Below are 16,872 nucleotides of genomic sequence, written 5' to 3'. Positions count from 1 at the left end.
CGGGCGATCGTCCGAGGAAGCACCCGCCCGGATCACGGGCGAGCGAGGCGCCGAACGGGGGACGCGTGGCGGGCCGGGATCGGCCCGTCTTCGCCCGAGCTGGCCCCCTAGGGAGCGCCGCCCCGACGGGACCGAAGGGCTCAGCGGCGACGGACGGCGGCCACCACGTTGGGGACCGGCCAGGGCTCGTGGTTATCGGCCTGCGGCAGGTGCTCGAATCCGCCCACCCACTCGTGCTCGCCCCCGCCGCCGCGCACGTAGAGCTGAGCCTCGGGGCCGCCCTCGACGTACATCGCCTGGCGCAGGTCGATCGGGAGCGCGAGGAGCGCGTTCACGAGGTCGTAGACGGGCCAGGGTGTCCGCGCGTGGATGAAGAGGACGCGCCCCTTCCCGTCCATGCCGATCGCCGCCGCCGAGAAGCGCCGCTGCGACGGGGCCCACACGTTCCGCCGGTCGCAGGAGACGAGCCGGATCGATTGCACGAGGGTCCCATACGCCTTCGCGACCGTCTCGAGGTCGTCGCAGTCGCGATCGATGAGCCGGACCGGCGCGGCGCCGCGCTCGAGGGGGTCGAAGGCCAGCACCGAGCGGTCCCTCGAGACGCGCCGCTGGTTCACGTGCTGCCGCGTGCGCATGAGCGAGACGCTCGTGCGGTAGTCCTGCTGGTACATGCTCGCGTTGATGGCGGCGGCCGCCCCGGCGCGCGCCGCCCAGGCGCGAGCGCTGCGCAGGCTGCCCTCGCCGGGCGCGGAGGCGTTGAGCAGCCTGAGCTCGAAGCGCGCGGGGTCGATGCGCACGATCGCGATGGGCTGCGCGCGGCCCTCGGCGGCCGGGCCGGCGAACTGGCCGAGCTCGAGCCCGGGCTCGAGCACCCGGAAGCCCCCCTGCGCCGCGTCGCCGGCGCGGGGAGCGGGCGGCGCAGGCGGCGGCCCCGGCGCGCGCGCGGGCGGCGACGAGAGCGAGAGGAGCAGGGCGGCGACCGCCGCCGGGAGGCGCATCGGTCCATTGTCGGGCCCGTCCGTGACGGTGACAAGACCGGCGGGAGTGCGAGATTTCCGCCATGCCCCATCCCCTCGCCGGCAAGCCCGCCCCGAAGGACCTGCTCGTCGACGTCGCGGACCTCCTGCGCCGCTACGTCTCGGAGCGGCCCGACCCCGCCAATCCCGCCGAGCGCGTCGCCTTCGGAACCTCCGGCCACCGCGGCTCGTCCCTGCGCAGGAGCTTCAACGAGGCCCACATCCTCGCCGTGGCGCAGGCCGTGTGCGAGCACCGCGCCCGCGCGGGCGTGACCGGGCCGCTCTTCCTCGGGCGCGACACGCACGCGCTCTCCGAGCCCGCGGAGCGCACGGCGCTGGAGGTGCTCGCCGCGAACGGCGTGGAGGTGGTGATCTCCGAGGGCGGCGCTCCCGTCCCGACGCCGGTCATCTCGCACGCGATCCTCGGCCACAACCGCGGGCGGACGGAGGGGCTCGCCGACGGGATCGTGATCACCCCCTCCCACAACCCGCCCGAGGACGGCGGCATCAAGTACAACCCACCCGACGGCGGGCCGGCCGACACGGCGGTCACCGCGGCCATCGAGGCGCGCGCGAACGCGCTCCTCGAGGCCGGGAACGCCGGGGTGAAGCGGCTCGGCTACGAGGCCGCGCGCCGCGCCGCGAGCGTGCACGTGCGCGACTACGTGCGGCCCTACGTCGAGGAGCTCCGCGCGGCGCTCGACCTCGACGGCGCCCGCGGCCTGCCCCTGCACGTCGGCGTCGACCCGCTGGGCGGCTCGAACGCGCACTACTGGAGCGTGATCGCGGCGGAGTACGGCCTCGACCTCACGGTGGTGAACCCGGTGGTGGATCCGACCTTCGGCTTCATGCCGCTCGACCACGACGGCAAGATCCGGATGGACTGCTCGTCGCCGTTCGCGATGGCGAACCTGGTCGCCATGAAGGACCGGTTCGACCTCGCCTTCGGGAACGACGCCGACTCCGACCGGCACGGCATCGTCACGCCCGCGTCCGGGCTCATGAACCCGAACCACTACCTCGCGGTCGCGATCGACTACCTCTTCCGGAACCGCCCGGCCTGGAGCCCCGCCGCCGGGATCGGGAAGACCCTCGTCTCGTCCGCGCTCATCGACCGCGTCGCGGCGCGGCTCCGGCGGCGCCTCGTGGAGGTGCCCGTCGGGTTCAAGTGGTTCGTGCCGGGGCTCCTCGACGGCTCCATCGGCTTCGGCGGCGAGGAGAGCGCGGGGGCGTCGTTCCTCCGCCGCGACGGCACGACCTGGACGACGGACAAGGACGGGATCGTGATGGACCTCCTCGCGGTGGAGATGAGCGCCCGCACCGGCAGGGACCCCGGAGAGCTCTACCAGGCCCTCGCGGCGGATCTCGGCGCGCCGGTCTACGCGCGCGTGGACGCCGCCGCGACCCCCGCGGAGAAGGCGATCCTGAAGAAGCTCGCCCCGGAGTCGGTGAAGGCGCGGACGCTCGCCGGCGAGCCCATCGTGGCGCGGCTCACGCGCGCGCCCGGGAACGGGGCGGAGATCGGCGGGCTCAAGGTGGTCGCCGAGAACGGCTGGTTCGCGGCGCGCCCGTCCGGCACCGAGGACGTCTACAAGATCTACGCGGAGAGCTTCCGGGACGAGGCGCACCTCGCGCGCATCCTCGAGGAGGCGAGGGCGATCGTCGCGGCGGCGCTCACGAGCGCCTGAAACTCAGGGCTCCGCCGTCGCGGTGGCCCCCTGGGAGGTTCGACCCGCTCGCGGTTCGCGACTGGGTGATCGCCGTTCACCCGGCGGCGAGCTCGGGCCTGGCCACGACGAGGAAGGCGCCCTCCGGCGCGGCGCGCACCTCGTACGCCGCCGCGAACCCCTCCGCCGGCTCCGGCGCCTCGAGCCGCCTGGCGGTGGCGAAGATCGCGACCTTCGGCACCTGCGCCTTCCCGCTGCGCCCCGCGTTCCGCGCGAGCGAGGCGCGCACGTCCGGCGGGAACCAGTACAGCACCGGCCGCAGGCCGAGCGCGCGCGCGAGCTCCACCAGGACGGCGCGATCCTCGCGGCGCGGGTTCGTGTCGTCCACGACGACGGGCAGCCCCGCCGCCGCCGCGGCGTGCACGAGCTCGCGCTGCCTGCGGCGCTTGTCGCGGGCGCTCGGGAAGAGGTCCTTCGACACGTGAGCGTGGGTCGCCGAGAAGCGGGCGCGGAAGAAGCTCGACTTGCCCGCCCCCTGCAGGCCGGCGAGGACGACGAGGGCCGGTCGATCCATGCGCCTCCCCGCGCGCCACGAGAGGAGCGGCTGCACGCGCGCCGCCCTCCGGTCATAATCGGCGCGAACCCTCTCCGCGAGGTGACGCATGCACGTCCTCGTCGCAGGCTGCGGCTGGCTCGGGACGGCGCTCGCGCGCCGCCTCGTCGAGCGAGGCGATCGCGTGACCGGGATCCGCCGCGACCCTGCCCGCGCAGAGGCGCTGCGCGCGCTCGGGGTGGAGCCGCTCGCGGTCGACCTCGCCGCCGGCGGTGCCGCGGCGCGGCTCCCGGAGGTGGACGCGATCGTCGCCTGCCAGGCCGCCGGCGCGGACGGCGTGGAGGCGTACCGGGCGGCGTACGTCGAGGCGAACCGCGCCCTCCTCGCCGCCGCCGCGCGGGGAGGCGCGCGCGCCTTCGTCTACACCGGCTCCACGGGCGTGTTCGGCCAGCGCGACGGGTCGGACGTCGACGAGGGGTCGCCGCCCGCGCCCGCGAGCGCGAGCGCGGAGGTGCTCGTGGAGGCGGAGGCGCTCGTGCGCGGCGCGTCCACCGGTGCGCTGCGGACGGCGGTGGTCCGCCTCTCCGGACTCTACGGCCCGGGCCGGGCTGGAATCGTCGACCGGGTGCGCACGGGGCGGCTCGCGCTCGGGCCGGGTGACGACGCGTGGATGAACTTCTGCCACCGCGAGGACGCGATCTCGTTCGTCCTCGCGGCGCTGGAGCGCACCGCTCCCGGGACCGTCTACCACGGCAGCGACGCCGAGCCCACCCGGCGCCGCGAGGTCGTGGCGTGGATCTGCGGCCGGCTCGGGATCGCGCCGTCCGTCTCGGCGGCCCCGGCCGGCGGCCCGAGCCGCCGCATCCACTCGCAGCGCACGCGCGCCGCGCTCGGCGTCTCGCTCGCCTATCCCTCGTTTCGTGACGGCCTCGCGCCCCTCCTCGGCGGGGGCTAGCGCCCGCCAGGCGGCCGAGCGGCTCAGCGCGCCGCGGGCCGGCGGGGGAGCGCGGCGGCCACGGCGACGGCCGCCGCCGCGAGGTCTGGCTCGGGACGCATGTCCTCCGGCCGCCCCTCGAAGCAGCGGCGCCCCAGCAGCCGCTCCGGCGTGTCCGAGAAGCGCGGAACGAGGTGCAGGTGGAAGTGCCGGAGCACGTCACCGATGGCGAAGGCGTAGACGTGCTCCGCGCCGAGGGCCTCGCGCTGTGCGGCCATGACGCGCGCGACGAGCGGCCCCAGCGCGGCGAGCTCGTCCTCGGGCAGGTCGTACCAGGCGCGGGCGTGACGCTCGCTCGTCAGGACGAGCCAGCCTCGGAGCGGCGACGGGTCCGCGAGGGCGTGCAGGACGAAGCCTCCCTCGCGCCGCAGGAGGCCGCCGGGAACCCGATGAAGGCCGCGCGAGATCGCGCAACCGATGCACTGTGCGTCAACCATCGGGCCTCCGTGGCGCTTCGTCGCAGGGCCCGCGGACCCCCGATGCGTACACTTACAGCGAATACCGGTTGGAGTGAGCCCGTCAGCGGCACAGCGTGGAAAGCGCCGTTATACCGGAGGCACCATCGATTCGCGCATCGGTTCGTCCCGATCGGGGCTTCCGTCCTCGTGGGGTAGCCCCCAAGTTGCGCGCTTTCGAACGACTTTTTCCGCACGGGCCCCGGCCCGGGAATCGACCGGCCGCATGCCTGTTCCGAACGAGACCAGGAGCACCCAGGTGGAAACCAATCCGAACCCGACCCCGCTCACCCAGCTCATCCGCTCCGAGACGACCGTGGCCGGTCACCGGAATCTCTACTGCCTGCACTACGACGCTTGCCTCGACGTCGCGGTGAGGCTCGACTGGGACAGCTGGTCCTGCGAGAAGTGCCCTCTGTTCAAGCTGCACGAGGAGCCTCGCTCGTTCGCAGGGATGTTCGCGAACGACCGGCGCGGCGGCGGCCAGCCACACTGAAGCGGCGCGCACCCCGCCTGGGTCCGTGAGGGGCGCGCGGCAGCGCGCCCCGGCTCGGCTGACCCGGGGTGACGTGCGCGCGCTGGCGCGGGGGGCGGCTCGCCCGTAGGATCCGCGCCCCATGAGACTCCTCCCGTTCGTCCCACTCTTCTCAGCGTGTCTCCTCGCCGGCGCCCCCGCGCAGGCGGCTGCCCCTGCCGCGACCGACACGCGCGCCGTGGTCGTCGCGCCCGCGACGCCCGGGAAGCCCACCGCCGCCGAGGCGAGGGCCTTCGTCGACGGCGTCAACTCCGAGCTGAAGCGGCTCTGGATCCGCTCCTCGACGGCCGACTGGATCAAGGCCACCTACATCACCGACGACACCGAGCGGAACGCCGCGGCCCTCAACGAGGACGTGATGGCCTACCTGTCCGGCGCGATCGCGGCGTCGGTCCGATTCGACGGCCTCGACGTGGACGCGGACACCGCGCGGATGCTGCACCTGCTCAAGGTCGCCACCCCGCTGCCCGCGCCCAGCGATCCGGCGCGCCGCCGGGAGCTCGCCGAGATCGCCGCCAAGCTCGAGGGCATCTACGGCAAGGGCAAGTGGTGCGGCACGCCCGCGCCCGGCAAGCCGGCGCCGCGCTGCCACGACCTGCAGGAGCTCGAGGAGGTCCTCGCGAAGAGCCACAGCTACCCCGAGCTGCTCGACGCCTGGACCGGCTGGCACACGATCTCCCGCGAGATGCGGCCGCTCTACACGCGCCTCGTCGCGCTCGGCAACGAGGGCTCGAAGGAGATCGGCTTCCGCGATCTCGGCGACCTGTGGCGCGCCGACTACGACATGCCGCCCGCGGAGTTCGAGGCGGACGTCGACCGGCTCTGGGCGGAGGTGAAGCCCCTCTACGACGACCTGCACTGCTTCGTCCGCGCCCGGCTCCAGAAGCTCTACGGGAAGGAGAGGGTCCCCGACGGCAAGCCCATCCCGGCGCACCTGCTCGGCAACATGTGGGCGCAGGACTGGTCGAACCTCTACCCGCTCGTCGAGCCGTACAAGGGCGCGGGGAGCCTCGACGTGGACGCGGCGCTGAAGCGCCAGAGGTACGATCCGACCCGGATGGTGAAGCTCGGCGAGGCGTTCTTCAGCTCGCTCGGCCTCGATCCGCTCCCGGCCACGTTCTGGCAGCGCTCGCAGCTCGTGAAGCCGAAGGACCGCGAGGTGGTGTGCCACGCGAGCGCGTGGGACGTGACCTACGACGCCGACCTGCGCGTCAAGATGTGCATCCGGCCGACGGAGGAGGATCTCGTCACGATCCATCACGAGCTCGGACACAACTACTACCAGCGCGCGTACGTGCACCTGCCGGTGCTCTACCAGGACAGCGCCAACGACGGGTTCCACGAGGCGCTCGGCGACGCGATCGCGCTCTCGGTGACGCCCGGCTACCTGAAGCAGGTGGGCCTCGTCCCGGCGGTCGCGAAGGACGACCACGGCGTCATCAACTTCCAGATGAAGAAGGCCCTGGAGAAGGTCTCGTTCCTGCCGTTCGGCCGCCTCATCGACCAGTGGCGCTGGGACGTGTTCAGCGGGAAGGTCGCGCCGGACCGCTACAACGCCGCGTGGTGGGAGCTGCGCCGCAAGTTCCAGGGCGTCGACGCCCCCGTGGCGCGGACCGAGGACGACTTCGACCCGGGCGCGAAGTACCACGTCCCGGCGAACGTGCCGTACACGCGCTACTTCCTCGCCCACGTGTACCAGTTCCAGTTCCACAAGGCGCTCTGCGAGGCCGCCGGGTGGAAGGGCCCCCTGCACCAGTGCTCGATCTACGGCTCGAAGGACGCGGGGAAGCGGCTCCAGGCGATGATGGAGCTCGGCGCGTCGAAGCCGTGGCCGGAGGCGATGGCCGCCCTGACCGGCTCGAGGAAGGCCGACGCGTCCGCACTGCTCGAGTACTTCGCGCCGCTGCGCGCGTGGCTGCGCGCGCAGAACGCGGGCCAGAAGTGCGGCTGGTGAGCGCGCGCCGCTCGAAGGCTCTCGCGCAGGAAAGCGCCCCGGCGGCTCATGGCCGCCGGGGCGCCGTCTTCTCTACGGGCTCGCTCGTCCGCGTCAGACGTCGCGGTCGAGGTCACGGGTCGGGTCGCGCTCGTCCTCGCGCTTGACCTTCTCCTTGAGGTCGCCGACGCCCTGGCGGATCTGGCCCTTCTTCTCCTCCAGCCAGCCCTCGCCCTGCGTCGAGCGGTCCTTCGTGGCGCCGCCGATCCGCTGCTTCACGTCGCCCTTGATCTCCTCGATCTTGCCCTTGATCTGGTCCTTGTTCATCGTTCCCTCCCTTTGGACTTCAACGTAGGGCGCGGGTCCGATGGCGGCCCGCGCGAGGGCCCGCGGCGGGGGCGAGGGAGCGGGCGCGCGGCGCGGAGCCAGACCCGGCGGCGCCCTGGATCCGGGCTCGCGGAGCGCGTCCTCCGGGCGGGCGCGCGTCAGGGCTGCGGGGCGGCGGCGGAGCGGTCGGGCGCGACGCCGCCCGGGGTCGAGGCGCGGCGCCGTCCGAGGCCGGCCCGGAGCCGCTCCATCCAGACGTAGAACACCGGCGTCACGTAGAGCGTGAGGAACTGCGAGAAGACGAGCCCGCCGACGACGGCGAGGCCGAGCGGCTGGCGCGACTCCGCGCCTGCGCCCAGCCCGAACGCGATGGGCAGGGTGCCCATGAGCGCGGCCATCGAGGTCATCATGATCGGCCGGAACCGCACGAGCGACGCCTCGTGGATGGCGTCGCGCGGCGACTTCCCCGTGCGCTGCGCCTCGATCGCGAAGTCGACCATCATGATGCCGTTCTTCTTCACCAGGCCGACGAGCATGATGATGCCGACGAAGGCGTAGATGGAGAGATCGGTGCGGAACAGGAGCAGGGTGACGAGCGCGCCGAAGCCGGCGAAGGGGAGGGCGGTGAGGATCGTGATGGGGTGCACGAAGCTCTCGTAGAGGATCCCGAGCACCACGTAGATGACGAGCACCGCCATCACGAGCAGGAGCCCGAGGCCCCGCATCGACTCCTGGAAGGCCTGCGCCGTGCCCTGGAACCGCGTGGCGACCGTCGCGGGGAGCACCTCCGCGGCGGCGCCCTCGATCCCCTGCATCGCCTCGCCGAGGGAGCGGCCGGGGGCGAGGTTGAAGCTGAGGTTCACCGCCGGGAGCTGCCCGGCGTGGTTCACCGACAGCGGGCCCACCGCGCGGCCCAGCCGCGCGACGGCGTCGAGCGGGACGAGCTTCCCGGACGCGGAGCGGACGTAGACGAGGGAGAGGGCCCCGGGATCGAGGCGGAAGCCCGGGTCGAGCTCCATCAGCACGTCGTACTGGTCCTCGGGCGCGTTGATGACGGAGACCCGGCGCGAGCCGAAGGCGGTGTAGAGCGCGTCCTCGATCGCGAGCGGCGCGATCTGGAGCGCCGCGGCGCGGTCTCGGTCTATCGCGACCGTCACGCGCGGCGACGCGAGCCGCAGGTCGGAGTTCACGTCGGCGAGCGCCGGGAGCGCGCGCATGCGGGCCTCGAGGGCCGGCGCCGCCCTGTAGAGCGCGTCGGTGTCGGCGTCCTGGAGGGTCACCGAGTAGAGGGCGCGGCCGCCGCCGCCGGCGAGCGAGATGGGGGGCGGGTTCATCGGGAACGCCCGGAGCGACGGCACCGCGCCGAGCTCCCCGCGGAGGTCGCGGATCACCTGGTCGACGTGCGCGCGCGTGCCGTCCTTGAGCTTGAGGAACACGAAGCCGCTCGAGACGCTGCGGACCGTCGAGTTCGCGTGCTCGACGGCCGGGTGGCGGGTCGCGATCTCCGCCACCTGCCGGTGCGCGCGCACCATCGCGTCCCAGCTCGTCCCCTCCGCGGGCTCGGTGTTGATGAGGAGCCGCCCCGTGTCCTCGCTCGGGAGGAAGCCCTTCGGGACCGCCTGCCAGAGCGGGATCATCAGGACGAGCACGGCCGCGGAGAAGGCGAGGACCGACCGCGGGTGCGCGAGCGACCAGGTGAGCCCGCGGTCGTAGAAGCGCAGCATCGCGTCGAACGCGCGCTCGGTGCTCCGGTAGAGGCGGCCGTGCCGCTCGGCGGCGTGCGGCTTCAGGAAGCGCGCGCACAGGAGCGGCGTCAGCGTGAGCGACACGAAGCCGGACACCAGGATCGCCGCGCCGATCGTGACCGCGAACTCCTTGAAGAGCCGTCCGACGAGCCCGCCCATGAAGAGGATCGGGAGGAACACCGCCGCGAGCGAGATCGTCATCGAGAGGATCGTGAACGCGATCTCCTTCGACCCGCGGAACGCCGCCTCCCGCGCGGCCTCGCCGCGCTCCATGTGGCGCACGATGTTCTCGAGCATGACGATGGCGTCGTCCACGACGAACCCCACCGCGAGCGTGAGCGCCATGAGCGAGAGGTTGTCGAGCGAGTAGCCCATCGCCGCCATGATCCCGAAGGTGCCGACGAGCGAGACGGGGAGGGCGAGGCTCGGGATGACCGTCGCGGGCAGGTTCCTGAGGAACAGGAAGATGACGAGGACGACGAGGACGAGCGTGAGGAGGAGCGTGAACTGCACGTCCCCGACCGAGTGGCGGATCGACTCGGAGCGATCGTAGATGACCTTGAGCTCGACGGCCGCCGGGAGCTGCTGGTTGATCGTCGGGAGCAGCTCCTGCACCTCCCGCGCGATCCGCACGGTGTTCGTGCCCGGCTGCCTGCGCACCGCGACGGTGACGCTCCGCTGGTCCTTGCCGCCCTGGACGAACCACGCCGCGACGCGGTCGTTCTCGACGCCGTCCTTCACCTCGCCGAGGTCGGCGAGGCGCACCGGCGCCCCGTCCCGGAAGGCGACCACCACCTGGCGGAAGTCGGCGGCGGTGAGGAGCCCGCCGGTCGCCTCGACGGTGTAGGCGCGGTCCCGGCCCTCGACCACGCCGGTGGGCAGGTTCGCGTTCGCGTTGCGGACGGCCGCGGTGACCTCCTCGAGGCCGAGCCCGCGAGCCTGGAGCGCGCGGGGATCGAGCTGGATCCGCACCGCGTACTTCTGCGCGCCGAAGATCGCCACCTCGGCCACCCCGGGGACGGTCGCGACCCGCTGCGCGACGAGGTCCTGCGCGTAGCGGTTCACCGCCGAGAGCGGCAGGGTGGGGGAGGTGAGCGAGAGGTAGAGGATGGGCTGGTCCGCCGGGTTCACCTTCCGGAACGTGGGCGGGTTCGGCATGTTCGACGGGAGCTGGCCGAGGCTCGCCGAGATCGCCGCCTGCACGTCGAGCGCCGCCGAGTCGATGTCCCGGTCGAGGTCGAACTCGAGCGTGATCGAGGTCGAGCTCTGGCTCGACGACGAGTTCATCGTCTTGATGCCGGCGATGTTCGAGAACTGGCGCTCGAGCGGCGTCGCGACGGACGCGGCCATCGTCTCGGGGCTCGCCCCGGGGAGCGAGGCGTTCACCGAGATGGTGGGGAAGTCCACCACGGGGAGGTCGGAGACGGGCAGGCTCCGGTAGGCGAACACGCCGAACAGCGTGAAGCTCGCCATGACGAGCGTCGTCATGACGGGCCGCCGGATGAACGGGGCGGAGAGGTTCATCGCGCCGCGCCCTTCGCGCCGCCGTCGCCGGTCCCGGGCGCGGGCCGCTCGCCGAGGAGCTCGACCGGCGCGTCCGGCCGCAGCTTGAGCTGCCCCTCGGTGACGACGAGCTCGCCCGCCGCGATCCCCTCGCCGATCACCGTCTCCGCGTCGCCCGCCTGCTGGACGACGACCGGGCGCAGCACCGCCTTGCGCTCGGCGCTCACGACGTAGGCGTAGTCGCCCTGCTGGCCGGACGCGACCGCGGACGCCGGCACCACGATGGCGCGGCTCCGCTCTGCGATGCGGAGGAACACGTCCACCACCTGGCCGGGCAAGAGCGCCTCGTCCTCGTTCTCGACGCGCGCCTTGAGCAGGATCGTGCCGGTGGCGGCGTCCACCGCGTTGTCCATGAAGGCGAGCGTCGCCTCGACGTCGGCGTCGCCGCCGGCCGGGCGCACGCGCACCGGCAGGCCGGTCACGCGGCCACGCAGCGCCGCGAGGTGGCGCTCCGGGATGGAGAACGCCGCGAAGACCGGCTTCACCTGCTCGATGGTCACGAGCGGCTCCTGCGCGCCGGAGGAGACGAGGTTCCCGGGGTGCACGAGCAGCCGCCCGGTCCGCCCCGCGGCGGGCGCGCGGAGCGTGCAGTAGGAGAGGTCGAGCGCGGCGCGGTCCACCGCGGCCTGGTCTGCGACCACCGTCGCGTCGAGCGCGGCGGCGTTCGCACGGGCCGCGTCGTGCTGCTGGCGCGTCACGTACTCCTTCTCCACGAGCTCGGCGTAGCGCTTCGCGTCGGCGCGCGCGTTCTCCGCCCGGGCCCGATCCTGCTCGAGCCTCGCCCGCGCGCCGGCGAGCGCGGCGGCGTAGGGGCGGCGGTCGAGCTCGAGGAGCAGGTCGCCCTTCTTCACCTGCTGGCCCTCGGTGAAGTGCACCGCCACGATCGGCCCGGACACCTGCGCGCGCACCGCGACGGACTGGTTCGCGACGATGCGGCCGACGGCGCGCACCTCGACGGGCACGTCCTTCTCCACCGCGCGCTCCGCGCGGACGGGGACGGGGCGTGGCCCGGCCACGCTGCGGGCGTCGCCGCGCGAGCAGCCGGCGAGGGCGCCGGCGAGGACGAGGGCCGCGGCGGTGGAGGCGGTGCGAGGGGTCATGGTGTTCCTTCGAGCGCGGGCGGCGCGACCTGCGGGTCGGACGGCGCGGGGGCCGCGGGCGCCGCGGCGGGGAGATCGAGGCGGCCGCTCGCGCGCGTGAGCTGGGCGAGCGCGACGAGATAGTCGGAGCGCGCGCGCACGTTCTCGGCCTGGGCGGTCTCGAGGGCGGACTGGGCGTTCAGGAGGTCCAGGATCGAGCCGACGCCCTCCTGGTACCGGCCACGCGCCACGTCGGAGGACGCGCGGGCGGAGGCGAGGAGGTCGCGGGAGGTCTCGAGCCGGCGCCCCGCGCTGCTGAGGCCCTGGTAGCTCGTCCAGACGTCGAGCGCGACCCGCTGCCCGGCGGCGTCGGCGCGCGCCCGCGCGGCGTCGGCCGTGGCGCGCGCGGCGAGCGCGTCGTAGGCGGGGCCGAGCCCCTCGAACATCGGGACGCGGAGGACGAGGCCCGCGGACCACGAGGTGGTCGGGTCGAGCCCCTCGGGCGCGAGGTAGTGGGTGCGCCCGGCGCTCGCCTGGAACGAGAGCGTCGGCCAGGCGGCGCGGGAGGCCGCCCGGGCGCGGGCATCGGCCGCGTCGGCCAGGGCGCGCGCCCGGGCGACGTCCGGGTTGCGGGCCGCAGCCAGCGCGAGGAGCTCGTCCACCGTGGGCCGCGCCCGCGCCGTATCCACCTCCGCGGGCAGCGCGCCGACCTCGAGCTCGGCGGTGGGGGAGAGACCCGCCAGCGTGGCGAGCGCGCCGCGGAGGGCGAGCGCCTGGCCCTCCGCCTGCTGCAGCACGAGCTGCACCTGCGAGAGCGCCGTCCGCGCCTGCAGCACGTCGGCGATGGTGGCGAGCCCCGCCTGGCGCCGGGCCTCCGCGGCGGCGAGGCTCGTCTCCGCCTGACGGACGGAGGTCTTCTCCGCCTCGGCGAGGGCGCGCGCGCCGAGGTACTGGAAGTACGTCTGCTGCACCTGCAGCACGAGATCGGCCACCGCCGCGTGCTCGGCGAGCCGCGCCGCCACGAGGAGCCGGTCGGCCGCGTCGACGAGCGCGCCCCGCGCGCCGAGATCGAGGAGCAGCCAGGTGAGGCTCGCGCTCGCGCCCGCGGTCGTGCTCGTCGAGGACGCGCGGTTGGGGCCGCCGCCCGAGCGCTGGCGCAGGAGCGAGGCCGTCGCCTCGAGCGAGGGCCAGTACAGGCTGCGCTGCGAGCCGGCCTGGGCGGCCGCGGCGCGCGCGTCGTGCCACGTGGCCCGGGTCGCCGGCTCGCGCGCGAGCGCGAGGTCGACGAGGTCGGCGAGCGAGCGCGGCGCGGGGACGGGCTCCGGCGCCTGCGGCTGTGGCTGGGGAGGCGCGGCCGGCGCGGGCGCGCCCACCTCGCGAGCGACGTCGCGCGGCGGCGCCGTCCGGCTCGAGACGTAGAGTGAGGGCGAGACCGTGCCGCACGCGCCGAGCAGGGCGAGGGCGGACGCGGCGACGGCGGCCCCACGGACCGCGCTGCTGGAGGGCGTAGGAGGGGGCATCGGCAGCCCCTGTTGTGGAGGAGATGAACCCGCCCGTCAACGGGCTCGACGACCCGCGCGCCGCCCTCAGGACTCTCCGCGCAGGATCGGTTCGAGACGGCCCTCGCGGTCGAGCGCGTCGAGGTCCGAGAACCCGCCCAGCGAGCGTTCGCCCACGAAGACCTGCGGCACCGTCATCTGGCCGCTCTTCTCGACGAGCCAGGTGCGCAGCGCGTCATCGCCCTCCACGCTCACCTCCTCGTACGCGACGCCCTTGCTCGAGAGGAGCGCCTTGGCGCGAACGCAGTAGGGGCAGTTCCGCTTCGTGTAGACGGTCACCTGGGGTGCGGTCATGTCATCTTCATAATCCGATCGGTCCCTCTCCGGCTCGCGAACGACCGAGCCTCGGGCGCCGCCGGGCGCCACCGCGGTGGCGGCGAGGCCGCCCGCGGGGGCGCAGGGGACACGGCGAAGACCTCGAGCCGTCGCTTCAGCGAACGAGGCGCGAGCGGGGCGCGGCGCCGGCCGGCTCGAAGGCGGGCCCGCGGACGGTCTGCGCGAGCGCGCGCAGGCGCCGGATCCGCTCCTCGGCGGGCGGGTGGGTCGAGAACAGGCGCGAGAGCCCGCCCGTCAGCGCGCCGAACGGGTTCACGATGAAAAGGCTCGCCGTGGCGGGGGTGGCGGCGCTCGGGAGCTGCTCCGCCGCCCGGTGGAGCTTCTCCAGCGCGCCGGCGAGGGCGAGCGGATCCCCGGCGAGGCGCGCCCCGGTCTCGTCGGCGAGGTACTCGCGCGAGCGCGAGATGCCGAGCTGGACGAGCGTCGCGCCGATGGGCGCGAGGAGCGCGAGCGCGAGCCCGCCTGCGGGGGAGCCGCCCTCCTCGTCCTGGCTCCCGCCCCCGAACATGCCGGTGAACGCGAGCGCGTTCGCGAGGTGCGAGACGGCGGTCGCGAGCCCCGCGGCCACGCTCGCCACGAGGATGTCGCGGTTCGCCACGTGCGCGAGCTCGTGCGCGAGCACGCCGCGCAGCTCGCGCTCGTCGAGGATCTCCACGATCCCGCGCGTCACCGCCACGACGGCGTGCTTCGGGTCGCGGCCCGTGGCGAACGCGTTCGCGTGCGGGTCGTCCATGAAGAACACCCGCGGCTTCGGGATCCCCGCGCGCCCGGCGAGCTCCGCGACGATCCCGTGCAGCCGGGGCGCCTCGGCCTCGGGCAGCTCGCGGGCGCGGTGCATCCTGAGGACGATCCGGTCGGAGAAGAAGTAGCTGACGAGGTTCATGGCGACCGCGAGCGCGGTGAACAGCCAGAACGCGTTCGGGCCGAGGCTCGCGCCGACGCCGACGAGGATCGCGGAGAGGGCGCCGAGCAAGAGGACGGTCTTGAACTGGTTCATCATGGCAATGCCTCCGGGCAGCGCGGCATTGATGCCGCCCGCGGCATTCCCAGTCCATTTCAAAATGTCGGCGCGAGACTGCGGAAAAGCCTGGGGTAGCGCCGCCGGCTCACGCCGCGGCCCCGAACAGCGCGTCGCGCGCGGCCTCGGCGATCGCGACCACGGCGGGGTGGCGCAGGCGGCGCTCGACGGTGATGGCGTAGAAGGTCTCGCGCACCTCGTCCGCGCGGCCGACGACCTGCACGCCGTGCTCGGAGCGGATCTCCTCCTCGAGCACTCGCGGCGCCGCGAACACGCCGAGCCCGCGCTCGCCGAAAGCCATCATGAGCGCGCTGTCATCGAACTCGCCCGCGAGCTCGGGACGAACGCCGAGCCCGTCGAGCCAGCCGTCCAGCGCACGGCGGAGCGCCGTCCCCGGCGACGGCAGGAGCGAGGGCGCGCCCTGCAGCGAGCGCGGGAAGCCCTTGCGAAGGCCCGCGTGGCGCGCCGCCGCGAAGAACGACGTGCCGCAGTCGCCCAGGCGGTGGTTGAAGGCCTTCACCTTCACCTCCTCGGAGGCGGGCACGTCGGCGATCACGACGTCGAGCTCGTGCAGGGCGAGCGCGGCGAGGAGCTGCGGCAGCGGCCCCTCCCGGCAGACGAGCGTCAGGTCCGGGTGCGCGTCCACCGCCGGCTGGAGCAGGAGGGCCGCCATGCGCTTCGGGATGACGTCCACCACGCCCGCGACGAGCCGGAGCCGCTGGCCGGTCGGAAGGCCCTTCACCGCGCGCTGCAGCTCGCTCCCGGTCCGGAAGATGTCGTCCGCGTAGCGGAGGACCGTGCGGCCGACGTCCGTGAGGACGAGCCGCCGCCCCTGCCGCTCGAGCAGCTTCACGCCCAGGCTCCCCTCGAGCGTCTTCAGCTGGTTCGAGATGGTGGGCTGCGCGAGCCGCAGCTCCTGGCTCGCCTTGGCGATGCTGCCCGCGCGGGCCACGGTCCAGAAGTAGAAGAGGTGATGGTAGTTGAGCCACTCCATGGTGAGGGAAAGTCTAACGGACACCGTGAAACTTTCTCATCCTGAGCGGGGCTGAGCCGTCTATTGAAGAGGCGGGGCCGCGCGACGGCGGCACGGGAGACCAGCGGATGATCGAGAGCGTAGGCACCCCCGGCCTGTGGGCGGGGTTCGTCGTGTTCGTGCTGGTGATGCTCGCGCTCGATCTCGGCGTCTTCAACCGCAAGGACCACGTCGTCTCGACGCGCGAGGCGCTCCGCTGGACCGCGGTGTGGATCGGCCTCGCCCTCGCCTTCGACGGCCTCGTCTGGTGGCGGTTCGGGTCCGGGCCGGCGATCGAGTTCCTGACCGGCTACCTCATCGAGAAGTCGCTCTCCGTCGACAACCTCTTCGTCTTCGTCATCATCTTCGGGACGTTCGCGATCCCCGCGGCCTACCAGCACCGCGTGCTGTTCTGGGGCATCCTCACCGCGCTCGTCCTGCGCGCGCTCATGATCGTGGGCGGGAGCGCGCTCCTCGCGCGCTTCCACTGGCTCATCTACGTGTTCGGCGCGTTCCTGCTCGCCACCGGCGTGCGGCTGTTCTTCCACAAGGGCGAGGAGCACCACCACCCGGAGCGGAGCTGGGCCTTCCAGGTCCTCCGCAAGGTCATCCCGTCGACGCACCGCATCGAGGGGCACGCCTTCTTCCTCCGCGAGGCCGGCCGGCTCGTGGCGACGCCGCTGTTCCTCGCGCTCGCGCTCATCGAGATCTCCGACGTGGTGTTCGCGCTCGACTCCATCCCCGCGATCTTCGGCGTGACGCTCGACCCCTTCATCGTCTTCACGTCCAACATCTTCGCGATCATGGGGCTCCGCTCGCTCTACTTCGCGGTCGCGCAGCTCCTGAACCGCTTCGAGTACCTGTCCGCCGGGCTCGCGGCGGTGCTCGTCTTCATCGGGGCGAAGATGCTCGCGTCGCGCTGGGTCCACGTGCACGCGCTCGTCTCGCTCGCGGTGGTGGTGGCGCTCCTCGGCGGGGCCGTGATCTTCTCGCTCGTGAAGACGCGCCGGGCCGGCGCGCCCGCCGCGGCGCGCGCGTCGTCCGGGACGTGACGGGGCGTCGGCGTCGAGCGCGCGGCGC

15 protein-coding genes are annotated in these 16,872 nt (G+C 73.7%); 5 read left to right on the top strand and 10 right to left on the bottom strand.

What is annotated here, in order from left to right:
* Positions 1 to 140: 140 nt before the first annotated feature.
* A complete protein-coding gene (locus MNZ29_RS01935; RefSeq protein WP_242352531.1) occupies positions 141 to 998 on the bottom strand; it encodes a phosphodiester glycosidase family protein in 858 nt (285 codons plus the stop codon).
* 62 nt (positions 999 to 1,060) lie between these two features.
* Between MNZ29_RS01935 and pgm the strand changes: the two genes are divergently transcribed.
* Positions 1,061 to 2,704 carry a phosphoglucomutase (alpha-D-glucose-1,6-bisphosphate-dependent) gene (gene pgm / locus MNZ29_RS01930; RefSeq protein WP_242352529.1) on the top strand — a complete coding sequence of 548 codons (1,644 nt, stop codon included), beginning with the start codon at positions 1,061 to 1,063 and terminating at the stop codon, positions 2,702 to 2,704.
* A 76-nt stretch (positions 2,705 to 2,780) separates the two neighbouring features.
* Here the strand turns inward: pgm and MNZ29_RS01925 are convergent, their stop codons facing one another.
* Positions 2,781 to 3,257, bottom strand: coding sequence for an AAA family ATPase (locus MNZ29_RS01925; protein ID WP_242352527.1), 477 nt, complete (start codon positions 3,255 to 3,257; stop codon positions 2,781 to 2,783).
* An 88-nt stretch (positions 3,258 to 3,345) separates the two neighbouring features.
* On the opposite strand from MNZ29_RS01925, the gene MNZ29_RS01920 reads away from it, so the two are divergent.
* Entirely contained in the window at positions 3,346 to 4,191 is an 846-nt protein-coding gene (locus MNZ29_RS01920) for an NAD-dependent epimerase/dehydratase family protein (protein WP_242352525.1), read from the top strand.
* 23 nt (positions 4,192 to 4,214) lie between these two features.
* On the opposite strand, the gene MNZ29_RS01915 is transcribed toward MNZ29_RS01920, so the two are convergent.
* Positions 4,215 to 4,667 carry an HIT family protein gene (locus MNZ29_RS01915; RefSeq protein ID WP_242337929.1) on the bottom strand — a complete coding sequence of 151 codons (453 nt, stop codon included), beginning with the start codon at positions 4,665 to 4,667 and terminating at the stop codon, positions 4,215 to 4,217.
* Between the two features lie 277 nt (positions 4,668 to 4,944).
* Between MNZ29_RS01915 and MNZ29_RS01910 the strand changes: the two genes are divergently transcribed.
* Together MNZ29_RS01910 and MNZ29_RS01905 are read left to right on the top strand one after the other, a co-directional pair.
* Complete coding sequence (locus MNZ29_RS01910) at positions 4,945 to 5,181, top strand: hypothetical protein (RefSeq protein WP_242337927.1); 237 nt, start codon at positions 4,945 to 4,947, stop codon at positions 5,179 to 5,181.
* Between the two features lie 121 nt (positions 5,182 to 5,302).
* Positions 5,303 to 7,174, top strand: coding sequence for a M2 family metallopeptidase (locus tag MNZ29_RS01905; protein ID WP_242352524.1), 1,872 nt, complete (start codon positions 5,303 to 5,305; stop codon positions 7,172 to 7,174).
* 93 nt (positions 7,175 to 7,267) lie between these two features.
* Here MNZ29_RS01905 and MNZ29_RS01900 read toward each other — a convergent pair whose 3' ends face one another.
* From MNZ29_RS01900 to nhaR, 7 genes are all read right to left on the bottom strand, one after another.
* Positions 7,268 to 7,480, bottom strand: coding sequence for a CsbD family protein (locus MNZ29_RS01900; protein ID WP_242337923.1), 213 nt, complete (start codon positions 7,478 to 7,480; stop codon positions 7,268 to 7,270).
* Positions 7,481 to 7,638: 158 nt separating this feature from the next.
* Positions 7,639 to 10,749 (bottom strand): efflux RND transporter permease subunit, encoded by a 3,111-nt coding sequence (locus tag MNZ29_RS01895; RefSeq protein ID WP_242352522.1) that lies wholly within the window; start codon positions 10,747 to 10,749, stop codon positions 7,639 to 7,641.
* Positions 10,746 to 11,888 carry an efflux RND transporter periplasmic adaptor subunit gene (locus tag MNZ29_RS01890; protein ID WP_242337919.1) on the bottom strand — a complete coding sequence of 381 codons (1,143 nt, stop codon included), beginning with the start codon at positions 11,886 to 11,888 and terminating at the stop codon, positions 10,746 to 10,748. Before MNZ29_RS01890 ends, MNZ29_RS01895 begins: the two co-directional genes overlap by 4 nt.
* Positions 11,885 to 13,387, bottom strand: a complete 1,503-nt coding sequence (locus MNZ29_RS01885) for a TolC family protein (protein WP_242352520.1) — start codon at positions 13,385 to 13,387, stop codon at positions 11,885 to 11,887. The genes MNZ29_RS01890 and MNZ29_RS01885 overlap by 4 nt, the downstream gene beginning before the upstream one ends.
* A gap of 66 nt (positions 13,388 to 13,453) precedes the next feature.
* Positions 13,454 to 13,720: a glutaredoxin 3 gene (grxC, locus tag MNZ29_RS01880; protein WP_242352518.1), complete on the bottom strand. Its 267-nt coding sequence runs from the start codon at positions 13,718 to 13,720 to the stop codon at positions 13,454 to 13,456.
* 136 nt (positions 13,721 to 13,856) lie between these two features.
* Complete coding sequence (locus MNZ29_RS01875) at positions 13,857 to 14,762, bottom strand: zinc metalloprotease HtpX (protein WP_242352516.1); 906 nt, start codon at positions 14,760 to 14,762, stop codon at positions 13,857 to 13,859.
* 106 nt (positions 14,763 to 14,868) lie between these two features.
* Positions 14,869 to 15,774: a transcriptional activator NhaR gene (gene nhaR / locus MNZ29_RS01870; RefSeq protein WP_242352539.1), complete on the bottom strand. Its 906-nt coding sequence runs from the start codon at positions 15,772 to 15,774 to the stop codon at positions 14,869 to 14,871.
* Positions 15,775 to 15,881: 107 nt separating this feature from the next.
* On the opposite strand from nhaR, the gene MNZ29_RS01865 reads away from it, so the two are divergent.
* Entirely contained in the window at positions 15,882 to 16,844 is a 963-nt protein-coding gene (locus MNZ29_RS01865; protein WP_242352514.1) for a TerC family protein, read from the top strand.
* Positions 16,845 to 16,872 lie beyond the last annotated feature (28 nt).

Origin of the sequence: Anaeromyxobacter sp. SG64, from assembly GCF_022690745.1 — a bacterium.
In the GTDB taxonomy this organism is placed as follows: domain Bacteria; phylum Myxococcota; class Myxococcia; order Myxococcales; family Anaeromyxobacteraceae; genus Anaeromyxobacter; species Anaeromyxobacter soli.
This window is presented reverse-complemented; position numbering and strand designations above follow the sequence as displayed.